The organism is Nocardia sp. NPDC055053, assembly GCF_053608285.1.
The window spans coordinates 13,668-39,619 of record NZ_JBSGVD010000008.1; the positions used below are offsets into that span (position 1 = coordinate 13,668).

1 protein-coding gene (only partly in view) is annotated in these 25,952 nt (G+C 71.0%); it reads right to left on the reverse strand.

Annotated features, from left to right (window positions below; all coding sequences use genetic code 11):
- Positions 1–25,952, reverse strand: partial view of a non-ribosomal peptide synthase/polyketide synthase gene (locus tag ACWF82_RS10715; RefSeq protein WP_452500090.1) — the 3' portion only. It continues 18,025 nt past the right edge of the window; 25,952 of the gene's 43,977 nt are visible here — the last part of the coding sequence; its start codon lies off the right edge, out of view; the stop codon is at positions 1–3.

The following is a 25,952-nucleotide window of genomic DNA, read 5'->3' on the forward strand; positions in this document are numbered from 1 at the left end:
CTACTCCGCGACGATCACCGTGACCTCACCGTCGGCCGCACCGGTCGCGTCGCCGGGGGCAACGAACCAGTGGGTGACCTCACCGTCGGACAGGTCGTCTTCGACCGGGCCGCCGGGGAGGACCGACAGGGCGCCCACGGTGGCGGAGACCAGGAATTCCTGGACGGCCGCCGGGCCGGAGGCGTGGGTGGTGAAGGTGGTGCATTCGTAGTCGACGCCGTGGGTGTCGCGCAGGGTCTTGGCGAGGGCGAGCGCGGCGCTCTGGGTGAGCGTCGAGGTCGCCCCGGCCCCGGCCAGGACGAAGGCGGGGTGGTCTTCGGACAGCGGGCGGACGCGGTCGGCGTAGGAGACGGGATGCGCTGCGGCGGCGGCGATCTCGGCTTCCACATCGGGCAGGATCAGCCAGTCGCCCGCGACGCCGGCGACGGGGGTGTCGCTGACGCCGTAGGACGCACCGGTCGCGGCGATCTCGACGCCGGACAGCTCCCCGGCGAACAGGACCGCGGCGCCCGCCTTCTGGATGGCCCAGGCGGCGAGGACGGAGTCCACGCTGCGCGGCAGCGAGATCGCGACCACATCACCGGGGCCGGCACCGCGGGCGATCAGCACGCGGGCCAGCTGCGAGGACTTGCGATCCAGTGCGCTGTAGGCGATTTCGCTGTCGCCACGGAGCAGGGCGGGAGCCTGCGGGTCGGCTTCGACGACCTCGCCGAGCACCTTGGCCACCGTCTGCGCGCCGACGCCCGCCGTCGCGACCGGGGCCGAGACAGCGGCCGTCACACCGGATTCGGCGAGCAGCTGGGCGCGTTCGCCCGCGTCGAGGATGTCGATGTCGCCGACCATGCCGGTCGGGTTGTCGAGCAGCTCGTCGAGCACCCGCAGCAGACGCGCGGACAGGGTGCGGACCTCGTCCTCGGTGTAGGTGCTGCGCAGGTAGCGCAGGGTGATCTCGATGGTCGACTCGGCCATCACCACCAGCGTGAGCGGGTAGTGGGTGGCGTCGTCGAGGCCGACACCGGTGACCTGCATGCCGTCGATCGAACTCGCCGCGGTGACGGCGTCCTTGTCCATCGGGTAGGACTCGAACACCAGCAGCGTGTCGAACTGCGCGCCCGCCCCGGCCACCCGCTGGATGTCGGACAGGCCGACGAAGTGGTGGCTGAGCAGGTCGGCCTGCTCGGCCTGCACCCGCTTGGTCAGCTCCTCCGCGCTGATCCGGTCGTCGATCTGGATCCGCACCGGCAGGGTGTTGATGAACAGGCCGACCATCGACTCGACACCGGGCAGTTCGGCCGGGCGGCCGGACACGGTCGCGCCGAACACCACGTCGTCGCGGCCGGTGAGGCGGCCGACGACGATGCCCCACGCGGTCTGCAGCAGCGTGTTCACGGTGACACCGAGCTCGCCCGCGTGCTTGCCGAGCGCCCTGGTGCGGTCGTTGTCGATCTCGACGATGACCTTGCCGAGTTCGTAGCGCTCCTCGGTGCGCGGCGCGGGCGCCAGCTGGGTGGGGCCGTCGACCCCGTTCAGCGCTTCGGCCCAGACCTGCAGCGACACTTCGCGATCCCAGCCCGACAGGAAGGACAGGAAGTTGCGGTAGGAGGCCACGCGCGGCAGCGCGGTGAGGTCACCGTGCACCGCGTAGAGGACAAGCAGGTCGCGCATGAGCAGCGGCATGGACCAGCCGTCGATCAGGATGTGGTGCACCGTGATCGCCAGGTGGGACTGACCCTCGCCGGTCTTGTACAGACCGAAGCGGATCAGCGGAGCCGTGGCCATGTCGAACTGGTCGGCGCGGTCGGCGACCAGCAGCTGCTGCATGCGCGGCAGTCGCTCATCGGCAGGCAGGTCGGTCAGGTCGACCTCGCGCCACGGGACCTCGAGCTCCGACATCACGACCTGCACCGGCTGACCGGCCGAGTCGGTGACGAACGCGGTCCGCAGGTTCGGGTACCGGTCGAGCACGGCCTGGGCCGCGCGGCGCAGCCGCTCGGTGTCGAGCGTGCCGGTCAGGTCGAGGACGGCCTGCACGGTGTACACGTCGACGGTCGCCGAGCTGAGCATGGCGTGGAACATCAGGCCCGCCTGCAGCGGCGAGAGCGGCCACACCTCGGCCAGGGCCGGGTAGTTGCCTTCCCACAGCTCGATATCGGACTGGTCGACCCGCACCAGCGGCATGTCGGACGGGGTGAAACCGCCCGCGTCGGTGCGCTGCGCGTGCGTGGCCAGCGCCGTCAGCGCCGCCACGAACAGGTCGGCGAACTCCTGGGCCTTGTCCTGGGTGAGCAGCCCGGTCGGGAACGCGATGTTCGCGCCGAGCTGCGGGCCCTCGTCGCCGTCGTTCACGATGGCGTTGATGTCCAGCGTCGCGTTGGCGGGCATGTCCAGGTCCATCTCGGCGTCGAGCTGACCCAGATCCGCCACCGGCACCCAGCCGAGCTCGGCCAGTTCGGCGGGGATCTCGCCCGCCGTCGCGCGACCGAGGTAGTTGAAGCTGATCTGGCCGACGCTCGGCAGATCGGCACCCTCGGTGGTCAGGTACTTGAGCATGCCGTAGCCGATGCCCTTGTCGGGCACGGCCAGCATCTGCTCCTTGACCGACTTGATCACCTCACCGAGCACGGCGCCGCCCGCGAAGGCATCGTCGAGATCCGCACCGGCCAGGTCGAGGCGGACCGGGAAGGCGGTGGTGAACCAGCCGACGGTGCGCGACAGGTCGGCACCGGCGACGATCTCTTCCTGGCGGCCGTGGCCCTCCAGCTTGATCAGCGCCGCGGTACCGGATTCGTCCCCGCGCCAACGCGATACGGCCAGCGCGAGTGCGGTGAGCAGACCGTCGTTGACGCCGCCGTGGTAGAGGCTCGGGATCGCGGTGAGCACCGCGTCGGTGACCTCCGGCGACAGGGTGACCTGCACCCGGTCGACGGTCGCGAAGGTGTCGACCTGTGGGTCGAACGCCCGCGCGCCAAGCCGCGGATCGGCGGTGGCCGAGACCTCGCGCCAGAACGGCAGTTCCGCGCGACGATCGGTCGACTGCTCGGCCAGGCTGTGCGCCCAGCGGCGCATCGAGGTGCCGTTGGCGGGCAGCGTCACCGGCTGACCGGCGGCGATCTGGCCCCAGGCCATGCCGAGGTCCGGGATCAGGATGCGCCAGGAGACGCCGTCGATCACGAAGTGGTGGCCGACGATGAGCAGCGCGTCGCGACGGCGCGGGCCGTCCGCGTTCTCGCCGAAGGCGAACCAGACGAACTGCACCATGGCGGCGTTCGCGGGATCGAGTCGGCCCATGGCCTCGTCGTATTCGACGGAGGCCTGCTTGGACAGCTGCTCGTCGGTGATCTCACCGGGCACCTCGACGCGCCGCACCAGCGCGGTCACATCGACCTCGCCCGGCGCCAATGCCTCGAAGATCCAGCCCTTCTCGGCATCCTTGGCCACCCGCGAGCGCAGCACATCGTGGTGGTCGAAGACCGCGCCGATGGTGGCGTGCAGGACCTCGTCGGTGATGTTCTCCGGCAGGCGCAGCACCATCGACTGGGAGAACCGGTCGTAGGTGGAGCCGCTGCTCAGGATCTGGCGCATGATCGGCAGCATCGGGATGTCACCGACACCGCCGCCGGGCAGTTCCTCGAGCACGATCTGGTCGGCGTCGCCCGCGAGCACGGCGATCTCGGCCAGGCCTGCCACGCTGCGCTTCTCGAACACGTCACGCGGCTTGAACAGCACGCCGCGATCCTTGGCACGCGAGACCAGCTGGATGGACAGGATCGAGTCACCGCCGAGGGCGAAGAACGAATCGTCGAGGCCGACCGCGTCGACACCGAGCACCTCGGCGAAGACGGTGGCGATGATCGCCTCGACTTCGCTTGTCGGCGTGCGGAACTCGCGCGGAGCGAGAACCGGCTCGGGCAGGGCGCGACGGTCCAGCTTGCCCGCGGGGGTCAGCGGGATCTCGTCGAGCACCATGACGGCGGCGGGCACCATGTGCGCGGGCAGGTGCTGCGTCGCGTACTCGACCAGGGTGGCCGGGTCCACGTCGCCGCGCACGTAGGACACCAGGATGGTGGCGCCAGCGTCGGTCTTGCGGCCGATGGTGGCGGCGAACTCGACGTCGTCGTGCGCGGTGAGGACCGCGTCGATCTCGCCCAGTTCGATGCGGAAGCCGCGGATCTTCACCTGGAAGTCGTTGCGGCCCACGTATTCCACGACCGACTCGCCGTTGACGGTGCGCCAGGCGACGACGTCACCGGTGCGGTACAGCCGCTCGCCCTCGGCGTACGGGCTGGCCACGAAACGCTCGGCGGTGAGGCCGTGGCGCGCGTGGTAGCCGCGGGCCAGCGGGACGCCGCCCAGGTACAGCTCACCGGCCACGCCCTCGGGGACCGGACGCAGGCGGTTGTCGAGCACGTACACGGTGGCGCCGGCGATCGGGCCACCGATGTTCATGGTGTCACCGGGCAGCAGCGGGTCGGACAGGTTCGTCGCGATGGTCGCCTCGGTCGGGCCGTAGGCGTTGTAGAACCGGTGGCGCGCCGGGTCGGTGCCCGCACTGTGCCAGTTCGCGACCAGGTCGACGGGGGCCTTGTCGCCACCGACGATCAGCGCTTCCACGTCGGCCAGCGCCGCGGGTTCCATCGACGCCGCGACCAGCGGGGTGAGGAACACGTGGGTCAGCTGCTGACCCACGATGATCTCGGCCAGTTCCTCGCCGCCGACCACGCCGACCGGCGTGATGACGAGAGTGCCCGCCGAGCCGACCGCGAGCAGGAACTCGAGGATCGACGCGTCGAACGACGGGGACGCGAACGCCAGCGTGCGCGCGTCCTTGTCGAGCCCGAACTGCGCCACCTGGGCGGCGGCGAAGTTGGCCACACCGGTGTGGCTGACGACGACGCCCTTGGGCAGGCCGGTCGAACCCGAGGTGTAGATCATGTAGGCCGTGTTGCCGGACCGGACGGCGCCGTGCCGGTCCGCGTCGGAGATCGGCGCCTCGGACTGCTCGGCGATCTCGGCGCGCAGCGCCGCGTCGTCGAGGACCAGCCAGTCACCCAGTGCGGGCGCGGGCAGGTGATCGACCTCGGACGACACCGTGATACCCAGTGCCGCACCGGAATCCGACATCATGTGCGCGATGCGCTCGGCCGGGTACTTCGGGTCGACCGGCAGGAACGCGGCGCCCGACTTGATGACGGCCCAGATGGCCAGCGTGGTGTCGAGCGAACGCTGCATGGCGATGGCGACCACCGTCTCCGGTGCCGCGCCACGCTCGATGAGCACCCGTGCCAGACGCGACGAGGCCGCGTCGAGTTCGGCGTAGGTGAGCGAGGAAGCCGACTCGCCCGGCGCGACGATGGCCTGACCGGTGGGGTTGGTCGCCACGGCCTGGGCCAGCAGCTCCGGCAGGGTGCTCGTCGACGCGGCGGGACCGCCGGTGCGGGTGAGCAGTTCGGTGCGCTCGGTGCCGTCGAGGAGTTCCAGATCGCCGACCGGGGTGGTGGTGTCGGTGACGACCTCGGCGAGCAGGCGCTGGAAGCGCTGCGCGAACTTCTCGACCGTCGACTGGTCGAACAGGTCACTGGCGTAGGAGAACTCGGCGTAGGCGCCCGCCTCGTCACCGGCCTGCGCCTCACGCACGGTGAGCAGCAGGTCGAACTTGGCGGTGTCGACGTCGAAGTCGACGGCCGAGACCGACAGGCCGGGCAGCTCGAAGCCGGCGTCGGGCAGGTTCTCGAACGACAGCGCCACCTGGAACAGCGGGTGCCGCGCGGTGGAGCGCTCGGGGTTGAGCAGTTCCACCAGACGCTCGAACGGGATGTCGGCGTGCGCGAAGGCGGCCAGGTCGGCTTCCTTGGCCTGGGTCAGCAGCTCGGCGAAGCTGAGCTGGCCGCCGACCTGGGTGCGCAGGGCCAGGGTGTTGACGAACATGCCGATGACGTCGTCGAGTTCGGCCTCGCCACGACCGGCGATCGGGGTGCCGATGACGATGTCCTCGGTGCCCGACATGCGCGCCAGGAACACCGCGAGCGCGGTGTGCACGACCATGAACAGCGTCGCGTTCTGCTCGCGGGCGATGGCCGCGAGCCCGGCGTGGATCTCGGTGCCGATCGGGAACAGCACCCGGCCACCGGCGAAGGACTGCGTGCTCGGACGCGGCCGGTCCAGCGGCAGGTTCAGCTCGTCGGGGACGCCGGCGAGGGCGCGCTTCCAGTAGTCGGCCTGCTGGGAGATCAGGCTGGCGTCGTCGGCTTCGGAGCCGAGGACATCGCGCTGCCAGACGCTGAAGTCGGCGTACTGCACCGGCATCGGCGCCCAGCCCGGGCGTTCCCCGGCGGCGCGGGCGGCGTAGGCCACCATCACGTCGCGGGTCAGCGGGCCCATGGACCAGCCGTCGGCGCTGATGTGGTGGGCGACGAAGACGAGGATGAATTCGTCATCGGCGACCTGCATCAGCTTGGCGCGCAACGGAACTTCGTCGAGCACGTCGAAGCCGGTGGAGATCAGGGCGGCGATCTTGTCCCGGACCTGGTCGGGCGCAACGGTTTCCGGCGTCAGATCCGGGACATTGCCCTCGACCGGCAGGATCACCTGGTGCGGCGTGCCGTCGGTCGACGGGTACACCGTGCGCAGGGTCTCGTGCCTGGCCAGCACATCGGCGACCGCGAGCTGCAGCGCCTCGACATCCAGCGCGCCCGTCAGGCGGACGGCGACCGGGATGTTGTTGACCGCGGAGCTGGTGTCGAACTGGTTCAGGAACCACATGCGCTGCTGCGCGAGCGAGAGCGGCACCTGCGCCGGACGCGGTCCGGCGACCAGCGCGCGCCGCCCACCGGCGCCTGCGCCCTGCTCGACCTTCACCGCGAGACCGGCGACGGTCAACGCCTCGAACAGCAGGCGCACGGGCACCCGGCTGTCCAGGGCGGCGCCGAGGCGGGCCGCGACCTGGGTGGCCAGCAGCGAGTTGCCGCCGAGGGCGAAGAAGTCGTCGTCGGCGCCGACGCGCTCGGCACCGAGCACGTCCGCGAACACGCCGGCCACGATCTCCTCGATCGGGGTCGACGGCGCGCGGAAGGCCTGGGCCTCGAACTCCGGCTCCGGCAGTGCCTTGCGGTCGAGCTTGCCGTTGACGTTCAGCGGCAGCGCGGCCATCACCACGAACGCGGCGGGCACCATGTACGACGGCAGCCCGGCGGCCAGCGTCGACTTCACCTGCGCCACATCCACATCCGTGCCGACCAGGTACGCGACGAGGCGATCGCCGGTGCGCGGGTCGGACTTCGCGATGACCGCGGCCTGGGCGATCTCGGGCAGCGCGAGCAGCGCGGCCTCGATCTCGCCGAGCTCGATACGGAAGCCGCGGATCTTCACCTGGAAGTCGGTGCGGCCGCGGTAGTCGAGCTCACCGTTGTGCCAGGCCACCAGGTCACCGGTGCGGTACATGCGGGTGCCGGGGGTGAACGGGTTGGCCACGAAACGGTCGGCGGTCAGGTCGGGGCGGCCGAAGTAGCCGCGCGCCAGCTGCGCGCCGGCGAGGTACAGCTCGCCCGCGACGCCGTCCGGCACCGGGCGCAGCCGCGCGTCGAGCACGTACACCTGGCTGTTCCACTCGGGCCCACCGATGGAGACCGAGCCCTGGTCCGCGGCGTTCACCCGATGCGAGGTGATCGAGACCGCGGCCTCGGTGGGGCCGTACAGGTTGAACAGCTCGGTGCGCGGGAACGCGGTGCGGAACCGCTGCGCGAGCGAACCGGGCAGCGCCTCACCGATGGCAAGGACCCGCCACAGCGAATCGGGCATGCCGGAGGCAAGCAGCGCGTCGAGCATGGACGGCACCACGTGCAGCGTGGTGACCCACTCGCGCGACATCAGCTCGTTCAGGTACGCCGGATCGCGATGGCCGTCGGCCGAGGCGATGACCAGGCGGCCACCGCAGACGGCGGCCGACCAGAACTCCCAGACCGAGAGGTCGAAGGTGGCGGCGGTCTTGAGCAGCACCGCGTCGGCGGCGTCCATGCCGAACTCGATCAGCTTCCATTGCAGCTGGTTGGCGATGGCGCCGTGCGGCACCGCGACACCCTTCGGGCGGCCGGTCGAACCGGACGTGAAGATCACGTACGCGGTGTGCTCGGGACGCAGCGGCTGGGTGCGCTCCGCGTCGGAAACCGGTGCGGCGCCGACCTCGTCGAGCTCGAGCTCGTCGATGCGCACCAGCGGCGCGACATCGGTGTCGAACTCGGCCTCGGCGTTGGTCAGCACACAGACCGGTGCCGCCGTCTCGAGGATGTAGTTCGTGCGCTCCGCCGCCTGATCGGGGTCGACCGGCACATACGCGCCACCGGACTTGGTGACGGCGTACATCGCGACGATCAGGTCCACCGAGCGCCGCAGCGCCAGCGCGACACGGGCCTCCGGGCCGACACCCAGCGAGATCAGGTGCCGCGCGAGGCGGTTCACCTTCGCGTCGAGTTCGGCGTAGGAGAGCTGGGCGCCGTCGTCGGTGACCAGGGCGGTCGACTTCGGATCGGCGGCCACCGTCGCGTCGAGCAGCGTGGCCAGGGTGGCCTCGGTGTCGACCCGGTAGCCGGTCGCGTTGCGGGCATCCAGGATCTGGGCCCGCTCGGCCGGTGCGAGCAGTTCGATCTCGCCGACCGCGGTGCGCGGGGTGGCGACGATCGCGCCGAGCAGACGGACGAACCGCTCGACGAAGCCCTCGACCGTGGCGTGGTCGAACAGATCGGTGGCGTAGGTGAAGATGCCCGAAATGCCTTCGGGCTCACCGGCATCGCCGTAGCGGTCGGTGGCGATCAGGTGCAGGTCGAACTGCGACAGCTTGGAGTCGATGTCGAGACCGGACACCGTCAGGCCCGGCAGCTCCAGGGTGGCGCGGCTGAGGTTCTGGAACGACAGACCGACCTGGAACAGCGGGTGGCGCGCGGTGGAGCGGACCGGGTTGAGGACCTCGACCAGACGCTCGAACGGCACATCGGCATTGGCGAACGCCGCGATGTCGTCCTCGCGCTGGCGGGCCAGCAGCTCGGTGAACGCCTCGCCGCCGTCGACCTTGGTGCGGAACACCAGGGTGTTGACGAACATGCCGATCATGTCGTCGAGGGCCGCTTCGCCACGACCGGCCATCGGGGTGCCGATGGCGATGTCGTCGGTGCCCGAGAGGCGGGCCAGCAGCACCGCGAGGGCGGTGTGCACGACCATGAACAGCGTGGCGCCCTCGGCACGGGCCAGCTCGACCAGCGCGCGATGGGTGGCGGCGTCGATCTGGACGTCGACCTTGCTGCCCGCGAAGGTCTGCACGGCCGGGCGCGGACGGTCGGCGGGCAGGTCGAGCTGATCGGGCAGCTCGGCCAGGGCCTGCTTCCAGTGCGCGACCTGCTTGGACGCCATCGAGTCCGGATCGTCCTCGCTGCCGAGCAGTTCGCGCTGCCAGATGCTGTAGTCCGCGTACTGCACGGCCAGCGGCGCCCAGCCGGGCTCCTGGCCGGTGGAGCGGGCCGCGTAGGCGGTCATCAGGTCGCGGGTCAGCGGGGCGACCGAAGAACCGTCACCGGAGATGTGGTGCACGACCATGGCGAGCACGAAGTCGCCGGAGATGGTGCGGGCGGGCCCGAAGACCGTGCTCGGCGCGGCGGGATCGCCATCGGACACAGCGTTCTCGGCGCGGAACAGCGCGACCTTCAGCGGCACCTCGACGGTGACGTCGAAGATGGTCGACATCAGTTCCGCGACAGCCGATTCCATCTCGCCGGCGGCGACGGTGCGCTCGATCAGTTCCGGCGCGGCCTGTGCGGGCGACAGGATCACCTGTGCCGCACCGGCTTCGGTCTGCGGGTACACCGTGCGCAGGATCTCGTGGCGCGACACCAGGTCGGTGATCGCGGCCCGCAGCGCGGCCACATCGAGGTCGCCGGTGAGGCGGACCGCGACGGGCACGTTGTAGGCCGCCGACTGGGTGTCGAAGCGGTTGAGGAACCACATGCGCTGCTGCGCGAGCGAGAGCGGGATGTGCTCGGGACGCGGACCGGCGGTGAGCGCCTTGCGATCACCGGTCTCGGCGTGCTGCTCGACGCGGTGCGCCAGCGCGGCGACCGTGGACGCCTCGAACAGCAGGCGCACCGGAATCCGGGTGTTCAGCGCCTCACCGAGGCGGGCGGCGACCTGCGTCGCCAGCAGCGAGTTACCGCCCCAGGCGAAGAAGTCGTCGTCGAGACCGAAGCGCTTGTCGGCGCCGAGCCGCAGGACCTCGGCGAAGGTGGCGGCCACGAGCTGCTCGCTCGGGCTGACCGGCGCGCGGAACACGGCCTTCTCGACCTCGGGCTCCGGCAGGGCCTTGCGGTCCAGCTTGCCGTTGGCGTTCAGCGGCAGGGCGTCGAGCTGCAGGAACACGGTCGGGACCATGTAGGACGGCAGCTCGGCGGCCAGCGCGGCACGCAGAGCCAGCTTGTCGATACCGGCGGCCTCGGCAGCAGAACCCGCCGCCGCGACGCCATCGGACGTGGCGACGACGTAGGCGACCAAGCGGTCGCCGACCACCGGATCGGTGTGGGCGAGCACGGCGGCCGAGGTGATGCCGGGCTGGCGCAGCAGCGCGGCCTCGATCTCGCCGAGCTCGATGCGGAAGCCGCGGATCTTCACCTGGAAGTCGGTGCGGCCGCGGTAGTCCAGTTCGCCGTCGGCGTTCCAGGCCACCAGGTCACCGGTGCGGTACATGCGCTCGCCGGTCACCGAGAACGGGTCGGCGACGAAGCGGTCGGCGGTGAGGTCGGCGCGGCCGTAGTAGCCGCGGGCCAGCTGGGCGCCGGCCAGGTAGAGCTCACCGGAGACACCGACCGGCACCGGGCGCAGGCGCGAATCCAGCACGTAGACACGGCTGTTCCACTCCGGCGCGCCGATCGACACCGACACCTGGTCGGCGTCGGTCACCGCGTGGCTGGTGATCGAGACCGCGGCCTCGGTCGGGCCGTAGAGGTTGAACAGTTCGGCGGCGTTGGCGGTGCGGAAGCGCTGCGCGGTGGAGGCGGGCAGCGCCTCACCGATGGCCAGCACCCGGCGCAGCGTGCGCGGCAGCGCGGCACCCGACTCGGTGAGCAGCGCGTCGAGCATCGACGGCACCACGTGCAGGGTGGTGACGCCGGTGGCCCACATCAGGTCGTTGAGGTAGGCCGGGTCGCGGTGACCGTCGGCGGTGGCGACCACCAGGCGGGCACCCGCGACGGCGGCGGTCCAGAACTCCCAGACCGAGAGGTCGAAGGTGGCCGCCGTCTTGAGCAGCACCGCATCATCGGCGCCGATGCCGAATTCTGCGGTCTCCCACAGCAACTGGTTGACGATCGCGCCGTGCGAGACCGCGACACCCTTGGGCTTGCCGGTGGAGCCGGACGTGAAGATCACGTACGCGGTGTTCGCCGGCAGCAGGTCGCCACGGCGCTCGGTGATCGCGGACGCGCCGACGTCACTCAGGTCGAGTTCGTCGAGAACGACCACTTCGGCGGCCGCCGTGCTGAATTCGGCGCTCGCCGTGGTCAGCACGACCGCGGGGGCAGCCGTCTCCAGGATGTAGTCGGTGCGCTCGGCGGGCTGATCGGGGTCGATCGGCACGTAGGCGGCACCGGTGCGGGCCACCGCGTACATCGCGATGATCAGCTCGGCGGAGCGGCGGATGGCCAGCGCCACCCGATCCTCGGCGCCGATCCCTCGCGAGATCAGGTGCCGCGCGAGGCGGTTGACCTCGGCATCGAGTTCGGCATAGGTCAGCTCACGGCGACCGTCGACCTCGTCGACAACCAGCGCGACGGCATCCGGAGTGGCGGCCACGGTCGCGTCGAGCAGCGACACCAGCGTGGCGTCGGTGTCGACCGCGTGCGCGGTGTCGTTCCACGCGGTGACGATCTGCGCGGACTCCGGCGCGGTCAGCAGGTCGATATCGCCCACCGGGATGGTCGCGTCTGCGGCGACCGCGTCGAGCACGAGCAGGAAGCGGTCGGCGAAGCTCTGGACCGTCGCCTCGTCGAACAGGTCTATGGCGTAACCGAATTCGGTGACCAGCTGGGCCGGTGCGCCGTCGTCGGTGTAGCGGTCGTAGAGGGTGACGTGCAGGTCGGTCTTGGCCAGCTGCGAGTCGTAGTCGACGGCGCTGACGGTCAGGCCGGGCAGTTCGAAGGTGGTGTCGGCCAGGTTCTGGAACGACAGGCCCACCTGGAACAGCGGGTTGCGCGCGGTCGAGCGCACCGGGTTGAGCACCTCGACGAGGCGCTCGAACGGCACGTCGGCGTTGGCGAAGGCTTCCAGGTCGCGTTCGCGCACGTCGGCCAGCAGCTCGGCGAACGAGGCCGCCGGGTCGATGGCGGTACGGAACACCAGGGTGTTGACGAACATGCCGATCAGGTCGTCGAGTTCGCGTTCACCACGGCCCGCGATCGGGGTGCCGACCGCGATGTCGTCGGTGCCGGACAGGCGCGCGAGCAGCACCGCGAGGGCGGCGTGCACGACCATGAACAGCGAGGCGTTGTTGGCCCTTGCCAGCTCGTGCAGCGCGGCGTGGCGCACCGGGTCGATCTCGAAGCGGATCGCCTTGCCCTGGAACGACTGCGCGGGCGGGCGCGGCCGGTCGGCGGGCAGTTCCAGCTGATCCGGCAGGTCCGCGAGGGCCTTGCTCCAGTACGCGACCTGCTTGGCGGCCGGCGATTCCGGGTCGGTCTCGTCGCCGAGGACCTCGCGCTGCCACAGCGCGTAGTCGGCGTACTGCACCGGCAGCGGCGCCCACTGCGGGGCCTCACCCTGCACGCGGGCCACGTAGGCGGCCATGATGTCGCGGGCCAGCGGGCCCATCGAGGAACCGTCGGCGGAGACGTGGTGCACGGTGAACGCGAGCACGTGGTCGGTCTCGTTCAGCTTGAACAGGGCGACCTTGAGCGGCACCTCTTCGGTGACGTCGAAGGTGGTCATCGCGAATTCGATGACGGTGCCGAGCAGCTCGGCCTCGTCGACCTCGATGTGGTGGACAACGGCACGGCTCTGCGAGATCGGCAGGATCACCTGGTGCGGGCCGTCGGCCGAGCGCGGGTAGGTGGTGCGCAGCATCTCGTGCCGGGCGAACACGTCGCCGATGGCCTGCTCGAGCGCGGGCACGTCGAGCTCGCCGGTGAGGCGAACGGCCAGCGGGATGTTGTCCACGGCCGAGGTCGAGGTGTCGAACTGGTTGAGGAACCAGTAGCGCTGCTGGGCGGGCGAGAGCGGGATGATCGCGGGCCGCTCCCCCGCCGTCAGGCGCGGGCGGGTCCGGCCGGAGCCGGCGTTGTGCTCGGCGCGGGCGGCGAGCGCGGACACGGTGGACGCCTCGAACAGGTCGCGGACCGAGAGCTGGGTGTCCAGGGCGGCGCCGATGCGGGCGGTGACCTGGGTGGCCAGCAGCGAGTTGCCGCCGAGTTCGAAGAAGTCGTCGTCGGCGCCGACCCGGGTCACGCCGAGCACGTCACCGAAGGTGCCCGCCACGATCTCCTCGATCGGGGTCGACGGCGCGCGGAACACCTTGGCCTCGAACACCGGCGCGGGCAGCGCCTTGCGGTCGAGCTTGCCGGAGGCGTTGAGCGGGAAGGCGTCCAGGATCACGAACGCGGTGGGCACCATGTAGCCCGGCAGCGCGCTGCCGAGTTCGGTGCGCACGGCGTCCAGGTCGATGCTCGTGCCTGCGGCTGGGATGAGGTAGCCGACCAGCTGGTCACCGAGGCGATCATCCGAGCGGACGACCACGACCGACTGCGCGATCGACGGCAGCGCGGTGAGCGCGGACTCGATCTCGCCGAGCTCGATACGCAGACCACGCAGCTTCACCTGGAAGTCGGTGCGGCCCAGGTATTCCAGCTCGCCGTCGGCGGTCCAGGTGACGAGGTCACCGGTGCGGTACATGCGGGCGCCGTCGTCGCCGAACGGGTCGGCGACGAAGCGGTCGGCGGTCAGGTCCGGACGCGCGACATAGCCGCGCGCCAGCTGGACACCGGCCAGGTACAGCTCGCCGGGCACGCCGACGGGCACCGGGTGCAGGCGCGAATCCAGCACGTACACCTGGGTATTGAAGACCGGGGCGCCGATCGGCACCGAGGTGATGTCGGCGTCGGTGACCTCGTGGAAGGTGACGTCGACGGCGGCTTCGGTGGGGCCGTACAGGTTGTGCAGGGCCGCGCCGGTGAGCGCGCGCAGGCGCTGGGCGGTCGGTGCGGGCAGCGCCTCGCCGGAGGCGAAGACCAGGCGCAGGCTGCTGGTGGCCTGGCGGCCGTCGGCCAGGGCGACGGCGGCGGACTCGGCCAGCTCGGCCACGAACACCGACATCATCGACGGCACGAAGTGCGCGGTGGTGACGCCCTCGGCGGCGATGATCTCGGCGAGGTAGGCCGGATCGCGGTGACCGTCGGGCTTGGCGACGACCAGGCGTGCACCGATCTGCAAGGGCCAGAAGAACTCCCACACCGACACGTCGAACGTGGCGGGGGTCTTCTGCAACACCACGTCAGCTGCGGTGAGGCTGTAGGCGGCCTGCATCCACACCAGGCGGTTGACGATCGCGCCATGGCTGACCGCGACACCCTTCGGGCGGCCGGTCGAACCCGACGTGAAGATCACATACGCGGTGTTCGACGGACGCAGCGGGGCGATCCGCTCGGCATCGGTGACCGGTGCGTCCGAGTAGCCCGACAGATCCAGGCTCTCGATGTTCAGTGCGGCGGTCGAGCCCGCGTCGAATTCATCACGCGCGGTGGTCAATACGCAGACCGGCGCGGCGGTCTCGAGCACGTAGTGGGTGCGCTCGGCCGGGTGGTCGGGGTCCAGCGGCACGTACGCGCCACCGGCCACGCTCACCGCGTACATGCCGATCACCAGGTCCAGCGATCGGCGCATGCCGAGCGCGACCATGGTGTCCGGGCCGACGCCCTGGGCGATGAGGTGGCGAGCCAGGCGGTTCACCTTTGCGGCGAACCCGCCGTAGGACAGACTCGTCCCCTCGAAGGTGAGGGCAATCTCGTTCGGGCTGGTCAGCGCCTGAGCCTCGAACATCGACACCAGCGTGGCGGCCTCGTCGACCGGGTGCGCGGTGGCGTTCCAGTCGGTGACGACCTGGCGGCGTTCCGCGGGGGCCAGCAGCTCGACCTCGCCGATCGCCCGATCCGGCGCGGCGACCACGGCGGTCAGCATCCGCACCATCCGCTGCGCGAGACCGGCGATGGTGTCGGCGTCGAACATGTCGGTGGCGTAGGCGAATTCGGCGGTCATGCCGTCGGCGGAACCGTCGGCGCGGTGCCGGTCGGCCAGGTTCAGGTGCAGATCGAACTTGGCGGTGACCACGTCCAGCGGCACGCCCGCGACCTCGAGGCCGGGGAGCTCGAAGGAGGCCTCGCCGGTGTTCTGGAACGACAGCATCACCTGGAACAGCGGGTGACGTGCCTGCGAACGAGCCGGGTTGAGGATCTCGACGAGCCGCTCGAACGGCAGGTCGGCGTGGCCGAAGGCGGCCAGATCGCTTTCTCTGGTCCGCGCGAGCAGCTCGGTGAACGTCTGGGCCGGGTCGACGGCACTGCGCAGCACCAGCGTGTTGACGAACATGCCGATCGCGTCGTCGAGGACCGCTTCACCACGGCCCGCGACGGCGGTGCCGATGGCGATGTCGTCGTTGCCGGACAGGCGGGCCAGCAGGGCCGCGAACGCGGCGTGCACGACCATGAAGAGGCTGGCGCCGTGTTCGCGGGCCAGCGCGTTCAGGCTCGCCGCCAGTGCCGGGTCGATCGAGAACTCGTGCACGCCACCGCGATTGGAGGCAACGGCCGGACGCGGCCGGTCGGCGGGCAGGTCGAGCTGATCGGGCAGGCCGGCCAGGTGCTGGGACCAGTAGGCGACCTGCTGGGCGATCATCGAGGACGCGTCGCCCTCGGCGCCGAGGGTCTCCCGCTGCCACAGCGCGAAGTCGGCGTACTGCACCGGCAGCGGCGCCCAGCCCGGCGCCTCACCGCGCGAGCGCGCGGCGTAGGCGATCATCACGTCGCGGGCCAGCGGGCGCACCGACCAGCCGTCACCGGAGATGTGGTGCACGACGAAGACGAGCACGTGGGTGTCGGGGGTCGAGCCGTCCATGGAGCCGGCGACGCGCAGCAGCGCGGCGCGCACGGGGACCTCGGCGGTGACGTCGAACCCGGCGAGCACCAGCTCGCTGATCCGTTCGCGGATCTCGTCCTCGCCGACGGTGACCGGGGTGAGCGAGATCGGCACCTGGCCCGCGGGCAGCACGACCTGCACACCCTGGCCCTCGGCGGTCTCGGGGTAGACGGTGCGCAGCACCTCGTGCCGGTCGACCACGTCGGCGACGGCCTGGCGCAGGGCGTCGATGTCGAGGGCGCCGGTCAGGCGGACGGCGAGCGGGATGTTGTTGACCCCGGTCGCGCTGTCGAAGCGGTTGAGGAACCACATGCGCTGCTGGGCCAGCGAGAGCGGGATCTGCTCCGGGCGGGCTCCGGCGACGAGCTCGCGACGGCTGCCGCTGCCCGCGTGCGATTCCACCTTGGCGGCCAGCGCGGCGACCGAGGGCGCCTCGAACAGCGCGCGCACGGGGACGCGGGTGTCGAGGGCGGCGCCGAGGCGGGCGACCACCTGGGTGGCGATCAGCGAGTTGCCGCCCAGGTCGAAGAAGTCGTCGTCCAGGCCGATGGCGCGGTCACCGGACAGGCCGAGCACCTCGGCGAAGGTCGCGGCGACGATCTCCTCGATCGGTGTGCTCGGCGCGCGGAACTCCCGCGCCTCGAACACCGGCTCGGGCAGGGCGCGGCGGTCCAGCTTGCCGTTGGCGCTCAGCGGCATCGCGTCGAGCACGACGAACGCGGCGGGCACCATGTACGACGGCAGCTGCGCGGCGAGCTGCGCGCGCAGCGCGTCGACCTCGACAGTGGCACCCGCGGCGGGCACCACATAGCCGACGAGCTGGTCACCGGTGCGGGCATCCGAGCGCACGACCACGACCGACTGTGCGACGGTGTCGTGGCCGGTGAGCGCGGCCTCGATCTCGCCGAGCTCGATGCGCAGACCACGCAGCTTGACCTGGAAATCGGTGCGGCCGAGGTAGGTGATGGTGCCGTCGGCGTTCCAGCGGACGAGGTCACCGGTGCGGTACATCCGCTCGCCGCCGGCGAACGGGTTCGCCACGAAACGGTCGGCGGACAGGTCGGCGCGGCCGACATAGCCGCGCGCCAGCTGGATGCCTGCCAGATACAGCTCACCCGCGACACCGGGGGCGACCGGGTGCAGACGTGAATCCAGCACGTAGGACTTGGCATTGAGCACGGGGCGGCCGATCGGCACCGGGCCCTGCACGTCGCCGGCGACCGGCGCGTAGGTGGCGTGCACCGTGAATTCGGTCGGGCCGTACAGGTTGTGCAGCTCGGCGGAGCTGACCCGGCGGATCGCCTCGACGACATCGGAGGTGAACGCCTCACCGGCGACGAGCAGCGCGCGCACCGAGGCCAGCTGCGCCGGTGCCGCGACACCGGCGAACACGGCGAGCATGGACGGCACGAACGAGGTGAGCGTGACGCCTTCCGCGGCGATCAGCTCGGCCAGGTACTGCGGGTCGCGATGCCCGTCCGGCGTCGCGATCACCATGCGGGCGCCGCGAACGATGGTGCCGAAGAGTTCCCAGACCGACACGTCGAAGGTCTGCGGCGTCTTGAACAGCACCACATCGTCGGCGGTCAGCGCGTATTCGTCGGTGATCCAGCGGATCTGGTTCACCGCCGCCGCGTGCGACACCGCGACACCCTTGGGGCGGCCGGTGGAGCCGGAGGTGAAGATCACGTAGGCCAGGTTCGAATTCCGCAGCGGCGCACGACGTTCGCTGTCGTCGACCGGGGTGGCCGGGTAGCCGGACAGGTCGAGTTCGTCGACCACCAGGGTCTGGATACCGGCCGGGGCGAAGGCGTCGGACGCGGTGGTGAGCACCGCCACCGGCTGCGCCGTCTCCAGCACATAGGCGATGCGGTCGGCGGGCTGATCCAGGTCCAGCGGCACGTAGGCGCCGCCCGCGGCGAGCACCGCGTACATGGCGACGACGAGGTCGGCCGAGCGGCGGATACCGAGGGCGACCAGGGTGTCGGGGCCGACGCCGGAGTCGATGAGCTTGCGCGCCAGCTGGTGCACCCGCCCGGCGAACTCGCCGTAGGACAGAGCTGTCCCCTCGAACGTCAGCGCGGTCGCGTCGGCGTCGTGCTCGGCGAGCCGGAACAGGTCGAGCAGGGTCTCCCCGGTATCGGCCGGAACCACGAAGCTGCCGCGCCCAACACCGCCCATGCAGATGAGCTCGTTGGAGTTCCACTCCGACAAAACGAGCTCGCGTTCGCGGCCGTCGAGCAGATCGACGTCACCGACCGCACGCTCCGGCTGGGCGCCGACAGCGGCGAGCACCCGCGCGAACCGCTGCCCGAAGGCTGCCATCGTGGCCGCGTCGAACAGGTCGGTGGCGTAGATCAGCTCGGCGACGATGCCCGACGGCGAGTCGGCGGGCTTCTCGGTGAGCACCACGTTCAGGTCGAACTTGGCCACATCGATCGGCAGCTCGACGCCGCTGACCGTCAGGCCGGGCAGTTCCAGGTTGGACTGGCCGGTGTTCTGGAAGGCCAGCATGACCTGGAACAGCGGGTGGCGTGCCTGCGAGCGGGCCGGGTTGATGATCTCGACCAGGCGCTCGAACGGCAGGTCGGCGTGGCCGAAGGCGGCGATGTCGGCCGCGCGAACCTCGCCGAGCAGGTCGGTGAAGCTCGCGTCGCCGTCGACCTCGGTGCGCAGCACCAGGGTGTTGACGAACATGCCGATCAGGTCGTCGAGGGCACGCTCGCCACGGCCCGCGATCGGGGTGCCGATGGCGATGTCGTGCTCGCCGGACAGGCGCGAGAGCAGCAGCGCCAGCGCCGCGTGGGCGACCATGAACAGCGTCGCGCCGCGGCCGCGGGCCAGCTCGGCCAGTGCCGCATGGGTTTCGGCGTCGATCTCGAAGGTGTGGGTGGCACCGCGACCGCTGGCGACCGCGGGGCGCGGCCGGTCGGCGGGCAGGTCGAGCTGCTCGGGCAGGCCGCGCAGCTGCTGTCCCCAGAACGAGATCTGCTGGGAGATCACGGACTTGGCGTCGTCCTCGTCGCCGAGCACGGCGCGCTGCCACAGCGCGAAGTCGGCGTACTGGACCTCGAGCGGACGCCAGGCCGGTTCGGCGCCTTCCACGCGGGCGCTGTAGGCGGTCATCACGTCGCGGGTCAGCGGGCCCATGGAGAAGCCGTCGGCCGAGATGTGGTGCACGACAAGGGCGAGCACGTGTTCGGTCGGGCTGATCTCGAACAGGGCGGCGCGGAACGGCACCTCGGCGGTGACGTCGAACGCGGTGAGTACCAGCTCCGAAAGACGCTGGGGCAGTTCGGCACCCGTGGTCTCGATCGGCGCGAGGTCGGGGATGACCTTGCCGGTCGGCACGATCACCTGGTGGGCCGCGCCCGCGACCTCCGGGTAGTAGGTGCGCAGCGACTCGTGGCGGGCGAGCACGTCGGCCACGGCCACCTGCAGCGCCTGCCGGTCGAGCAGGCCCGACAGCCGCACGGCGGCCGGGATGTTGTCGACCGCGGATTCGGGGTCGAAGCGGTTGAGGAACCACATGCGCTGCTGGGCCAGCGACAGCGGCACCCGCTCGGGGCGATGCTGCGGGACCAGGGCGGCGCGGCGGTCGGTGCCGGAGTGCGTCTCGGCGCGCGCGGCCAGCCCGGCGACGGTGGAGGCCTCGAACAGCTCGCGGACGCCGATGTCGGTCTCCAGCGAGGCCGACAGGCGGGCGGCGACCTGGGTCGCGGTCAGCGAGTTGCCGCCGAGGGCGAAGAAGTCGTCATCGAGGCCGACCCGCTCCAGGCCGAGCACGTCGGCGAAGGTGGCGGCGACGATCTCCTCGACCGGGGTGGTCGGGGCGCGGAACACCGCGGCCTCGAACACCGGCGCGGGCAGCGCCTTGCGGTCGAGCTTGCCGGAGGCGTTGAGCGGGAACTCGTCGAGGACGATGATGACCGCGGGCACCATGTAGGCGGGCAGGTTGTTGCCCAGTTCCTCGCGGGCGTCCTCGATGTCGACGGTGCGGCCCGGCGCGGCGATGACGTAGGCCACCAGCTGGTCGCCGGTGTGCTGGTCGCCGCGGACCACGACGACCGACTGGGCGACCTCGTCGAGGCCGGTCAGCGCCGACTCGATCTCGCCCAGCTCGATGCGCAGACCGCGCAGCTTCACCTGGAAGTCGGTGCGGCCCAGGTATTCCAGCTCGCCGTGCTCGGTCCAGGCGACGAGGTCGCCGGTGCGGTACATGCGGGCGCCGTCGTCCTCGAACGGGTTGGCGACGAAGCGGTCGGCGGTCAGGTCCGGACGGGCGACGTAGCCGCGCGCCAGCTGGGTGCCCGCCAGGTACAGCTCACCGGCGACACCGACCGGGACCGGGCGCAAGCGCGCATCCAGTACGTAGACCTCGGTGTTGAACACCGGGGCGCCGATCGGGACGGTGTCGGTGTCGGTGTCGACGACCTCGTGGAAGGTGACGTCGACCGCTGCTTCGGTGGGGCCGTACAGGTTGTGCAGGGCCGCGCCGGTGAGCTCGCGCAGGCGGTGCGCGGGCTTGGGCGGCAGCGCCTCACCGGAAGCGAACACCATCCGCAGCGATTCACAGCGGGCGGCCGCGGCGTCGGCGACGAAGACCGCGAGCATCGACGGCACGAAGTGGGTGACGGTCACGCCTTCGAGGCGGATGATCTCGGCCAGGTAGGCCGGATCGCGGTGACCGTCGGGCTTGGCGACGACCAGGCGAGCGCCGATCTGCAAGGGCCAGAAGAACTCCCACACCGACACGTCGAACGTGGCGGGGGTCTTCTGCAAGACGACATCGGCCTCGGTGAGGCCGTAGGCGGCCTGCATCCACACCAGACGGTTGACGATCGCGCCATGGCTGACCGCCACACCCTTCGGGCGACCGGTCGAACCCGACGTGAAGATCACGTACGCGGTGTTCGACGGACGCAGGGGCGCCGTGCGCTCGGCATCGGTGACGCGGGTGTCGGTGTAGCCGACCAGGTCGAGCAGGTCGATGCGGACCTGCGCGGTGTCGATCTCCAGGTCGGACTCCGAGGTGAGCACACACACCGGATCCGCCGTCGCCAGAATGTATTCCGTGCGCTCGGCCGGGTGATCAGGGTCGAGCGGCACGTAGGCGCCACCGGCCACGCTCACCGCGTACATGCCGACGACCAGGTCGATCGAGCGGCGCATGCCAAGGGCCACATAGGTTTCCGGGCCGACACCGCGATCGATCAGCCAGCGCGCCAGGCGGTAGACCCGCTGGGCGAACTCGGCGTAGGACAGACTCGTCCCCTCGAAGGAGAGGGCGGTGGCCTGCGGGGTGCGTGCCAGCTGCGCCTCGAACATCGAGACGAGCGTGGCCTGCTGGTCGACCTCGTGCGCGGTGGCGTTCCAGTCGCGCACGACCAGTTCGCGTTCGGCGGCGTCGAGCAGCTCGATATCGCCGACGGCCACACCGGGTTCGGTGGTGATCGCGGTGAGCACCCGGATCAGGCGCTCGGCGATGCGGTGCACGGTGGCTGCGTCGAACAGGTCGCTCAGGTAGCCGGCCCGAATACGGAGCTGCGTGTCCAACTGCGCGATCAGCGACAGCGGGTAGTGCGTGGCGTCGGCGGCGTCCAGGCCGGTGACGGCCATGCCGTCGATGTCGGCGGCCTGGGCCTTGATGCCCTCGGCGTCGACCGGGTAGGACTCGAAGACCACCAGCGAGTCGAACAGGCCACCGATGCCGGCGGCCGACTGGATGTCGGCCAGGCCGATGTAGTGGTGGTCGAGCAGGTCGGCCTGCTCGCCCTGGGTGCGGGTCAGCACCTCGCGCACCGATTCGGCGGCGTCGAAGCGCACGCGCACCGGGACGGTGTTGATGAACAGGCCGACCATGGATTCCACGCCGGACAGCTGCGCAGGGCGGCCCGAGACGGTGGTGCCGAACAGCACGTCGTCGCGGCCGGTCATCCGGCCGAGCACGATCGACCAGGCGACCTGCAGCACGGTGTTCGGGGTGACGCCGAGGTCGGCGGCCAGCGCGACCAGGCGGGCCGTTGTCGGCTCGTCGAGGTCGAACAGGTACTCGTCCGACAGCGCCGCGATCTCGCGGCTGGCGTCGGGGCGGGCCAGCAGGGTCGGCTCGGTGACGCCGCGCAGGGCGTCGGACCACGCCGCGACCGACACCGAGTGATCCTGCTGGGCAACCCATTCCAGGAAGTGGCGGTAGGAGCGGACGGCGGGCAGCGCGCTCGTGTCGCCGTGCAGGGCGTAGAGCGCGAGCAGGTCGCGCATGACCAGCGGCGTCGACCAGCCGTCCAGGAGGATGTGGTGGTTGGACACCGCGAAGCGCCATTCGTCCTCGGCGATGCGGATCAGCGTGAAGCGGATCAGCGGCGGCGCGGCCAGGTCGAAGCGGGCATTGCGGTCGGCTTCGACGAGGTCGGCGAACTCGCCGGTCGCCGCGGTGCGAGTGGCGGGCTCGGAGGCGGTAGCGGAGCGTGACCACGCAGAGCCCTCGGGAGCACCGCCATCGGACACAGTGCGGTCGTGTTCGGTCCACGCCACCTGGGCGTGGTCGAGGACGATCTGCACGGCATTGCCGTCGTGGTCGGTGACGAACGCGGTGCGCAGGGTCTCGTGCCGGTCGAGCAGTGCCTGGGCGGCGGCGCGCAGACGGGTGGCGTCGACCCGGCCGGTCAGCGTCAGGACCGCCTGCGCGGTGTAGACGTCGACGGAGCTGGCGGCCAGGCGGGCGTGGAAGAACAGACCTGCCTGCAGCGCGGCCAGCGGCCACACCTGGGTCAGCTCGGGGTAGCGCTTCTCCCAGACGTCGATATCGCCCTGGGTGGAGCGCACCAGTGCGAAGTCGGACGGCGTGTGACCGCCCGCGTCGGCCGAGTTGGCGTGCCGGGCAACGGCTTCCAGCGCGGTGACCCACAGGTCGGCGAACTCGCGCACCTCGGCGGCGCCGAGCAGGGTGCTCGGGTAGCCGATATTGGCGCTGAGCTTGTCGCCGACGACGATCGCGTTGACGTCCAGCGGCGCCATCGCGGGCATGTCGGCGTCGTAGGCGCCGCCGAGGGCGGCCAGCTCGGGCGCGGGGATCCAGCCGAAGCCGCGCAGCGCGTCGGGCACGTCGCTGTCGGCGACGCGGCCCAGGTAGTTGAAGCTGATCTGGCCGGGCAGCTGGGCGGGCAGTTCCGCCGCGGTGTCGGCGTTCATGTACCGCAGCAGGCCGTAACCGATGCCCTTGTCGGGCACGGCAAGCAGCTGTTCCTTGACGGCCTTGACGGCCTGGCCCAGCGCGGGGCCACCGGCGAGCGCGGCGTCGATGTCGATACCTGCCAGGTCGAGGCGGACCGGGAAGATCGCGGTGAACCAGCCGACGGTGCGCGACAGATCGGCGCCGGGCGCGACCTCTTCCTCACGGCCGTGGCCTTCGAGGCGGACCAGCAGCGCATCGCGGTCGGACCGGGCGGAGTCGGTGCGCCGGCCGTCGCGGTGCGCGGAGCCGTCGACCGCGCCGGTGGCGGGGACGCGAGTGGAGCGCCATTTCGCCGCGGCAAGGGCGAGCGCGGTCAGCAGACCGTCGTTGACGCCACCGTGGAACAGGGCGGGCACGGTGGTCAGCAGGGCCTTGGTGACCTCGGCGGACACCTCCACCGGCAGCTTCTCGATGACGCCGGAGACGTCGACGGCCGGGTCCATCGGCCGCTCGGTGAGCAGCGGATCCGGAGTGGCGACGACCTCGCGCCAGAAGTCGAGCTCGGCGGCGCGTTCCGGGGCGCGCGCCTCGTCGGCGAGCGCGTGCGCCCAGGCCCGCATGGAAGTGGCCGGGGCGACCAGTTCCGGCTGCTGACCAGCGGAGAGCTGGCCCCAGGCGGCGACGAAGTCGGGCACCAGGATGCGCCAGGAGACACCGTCGACCACGAGGTGGTGGGCGACGACGATCAAGCGTCCGGCGCGGGTGGCCTTCGCCGGAGCCGCGGCTTCGGTGCCGGGCAGCGAAACCACGGGCGCCGACGCGCTCACGGCCGGCTCCAGCCACACGAAGCGGACGACCACACCGGCGGCCGGATCGAGCCGGTCCAGGCTGGCATCCAGTGCGGCGGAGGCGATCTCGACAAGCTCGTCGTCGGTGACGTTCGCGTCGAAGGTGCTGTGGTCGATCAGCGCGTCGGCGTCGACGGCGCCGGCAGGCGCGGTGTCGACGACCCAGCGGCCGTCGACCTGGTGCAGGCGCGAGCGCAGCATGTCGTGGCGGTCGATGACCGCGCCGACGGTAGCCGTGATGCCCGCCCGGTCGATGCCGACCGGCAGTTCCAGCGCCATGGTCTGGTTGAACCGGTCGAACGAACCGGGCCGCTCGGCCATGAACCGGACCACCGGGGTCAGTGGCAGCTCGCCGACGCCGCCACCGGGCAGCTCGGCCAGGGTGACCGCGGCGGCCGCTGCCACATCGGCGGTTTCGGCGACCGAGGCCAGACCGGCGACGGTGCGCTGCTCGAAGACGTGGCGCGGGGTGAACAGCACGCCGCGGGCCTTGGCCCGGGAGACGAGCTGGATGGAGACGATCGAGTCACCGCCGAGGGCGAAGAACGAGTCGTCGACACCGACGCGCTCGACACCGAGCACCTCGGCGAAGACCTCGGCGATGGTCTGCTCGATCGAGGTGCGCGCGGCGCGGAAGGTGACCTCGGTGGCGAACACCGGCTCCGGCAGCGCCTTGCGGTCGAGCTTGCCGACCGGGGTCAGCGGCACGTGGTCGATCACCATGATCGACGAGGGCACCATGTAGGCGGGCAGGCGATCCTCGACGTGCGCGGTCAGCGCCGCGACGTCGATCGAACGGCCCGGCGCGGCAACCACATACGCGACCAGCGAGACCGCGCCCGCGGTGCTCTTGTGGCCGACGGTGGTCGCGAAGTCGACGGTCTCGTGCGAGGCGAGGGCCGAGTCGATTTCGCCAAGTTCGATACGGAAACCGCGGATCTTGACCTGGAAGTCGGAGCGGCCGACGTATTCGACGGTGCCGTCGGCGGTCCAGCGCACGACGTCACCGGTGCGGTACATCCGCTCCCCCGGCACGAACGGATCGGCCACGAAGCGGTCGGCGGTGAGCCCGGCGCGGGCGTGGTAGCCACGCGCCAGCTGGATGCCCGACAGATACAGCTCACCCGCGACACCCACCGGAACGGGCTGGAGCTGGGCGTCCAGGATCAGCGAGCGCATGCCGCGGGTGGGGCCACCGATGGTGACCAGCTCGCCCGGCACCAGCGCGGCGCTGATGTTGGTCATGATCGTGGTCTCGGTGGGGCCGTAGCCGTTGTGGAAGGCGCGAGCCGTGCCGACTGAGCCGACGGGCGCTCCCGAGGGCCCTGCGTGGTCACGCTCCGCTGCCGCCTCCGGGCCCGCCGGAAGCGCCTGCAACGGAACCGCCCACTTGCTCACCAGATCGGCGGGCACCGCCTCACCACCGGCGACCAGCACCCGCAGCGAATCCAGGCCGCTCGGGTCGAAGGTCGCCAGCGCGGCGGGGGTGATGAAGGCGTGGGTGACCCGCTCGGCGCGGATCAGCTCGGACAGTTCGTCACCGCCGTAGACACCCGGCGGGACGACGACCAGCGCGCCGCCGCGGGCCAGCGCCAGCAGCAGCTCGAGGATCGATGCGTCGAACGAGGGTGAGGCGAAATGCAGTGCGCGGGTGCCGGAGTCGAGGGCGTAGCGCTTGGCCTGCTCCTCGCCGAAGTTCGCCAGACCGGCATGGGTGACGACGACGCCCTTGGGCACACCGGTCGAGCCGGAGGTGTAGATGACGTAGGCGGGCTGCTCGG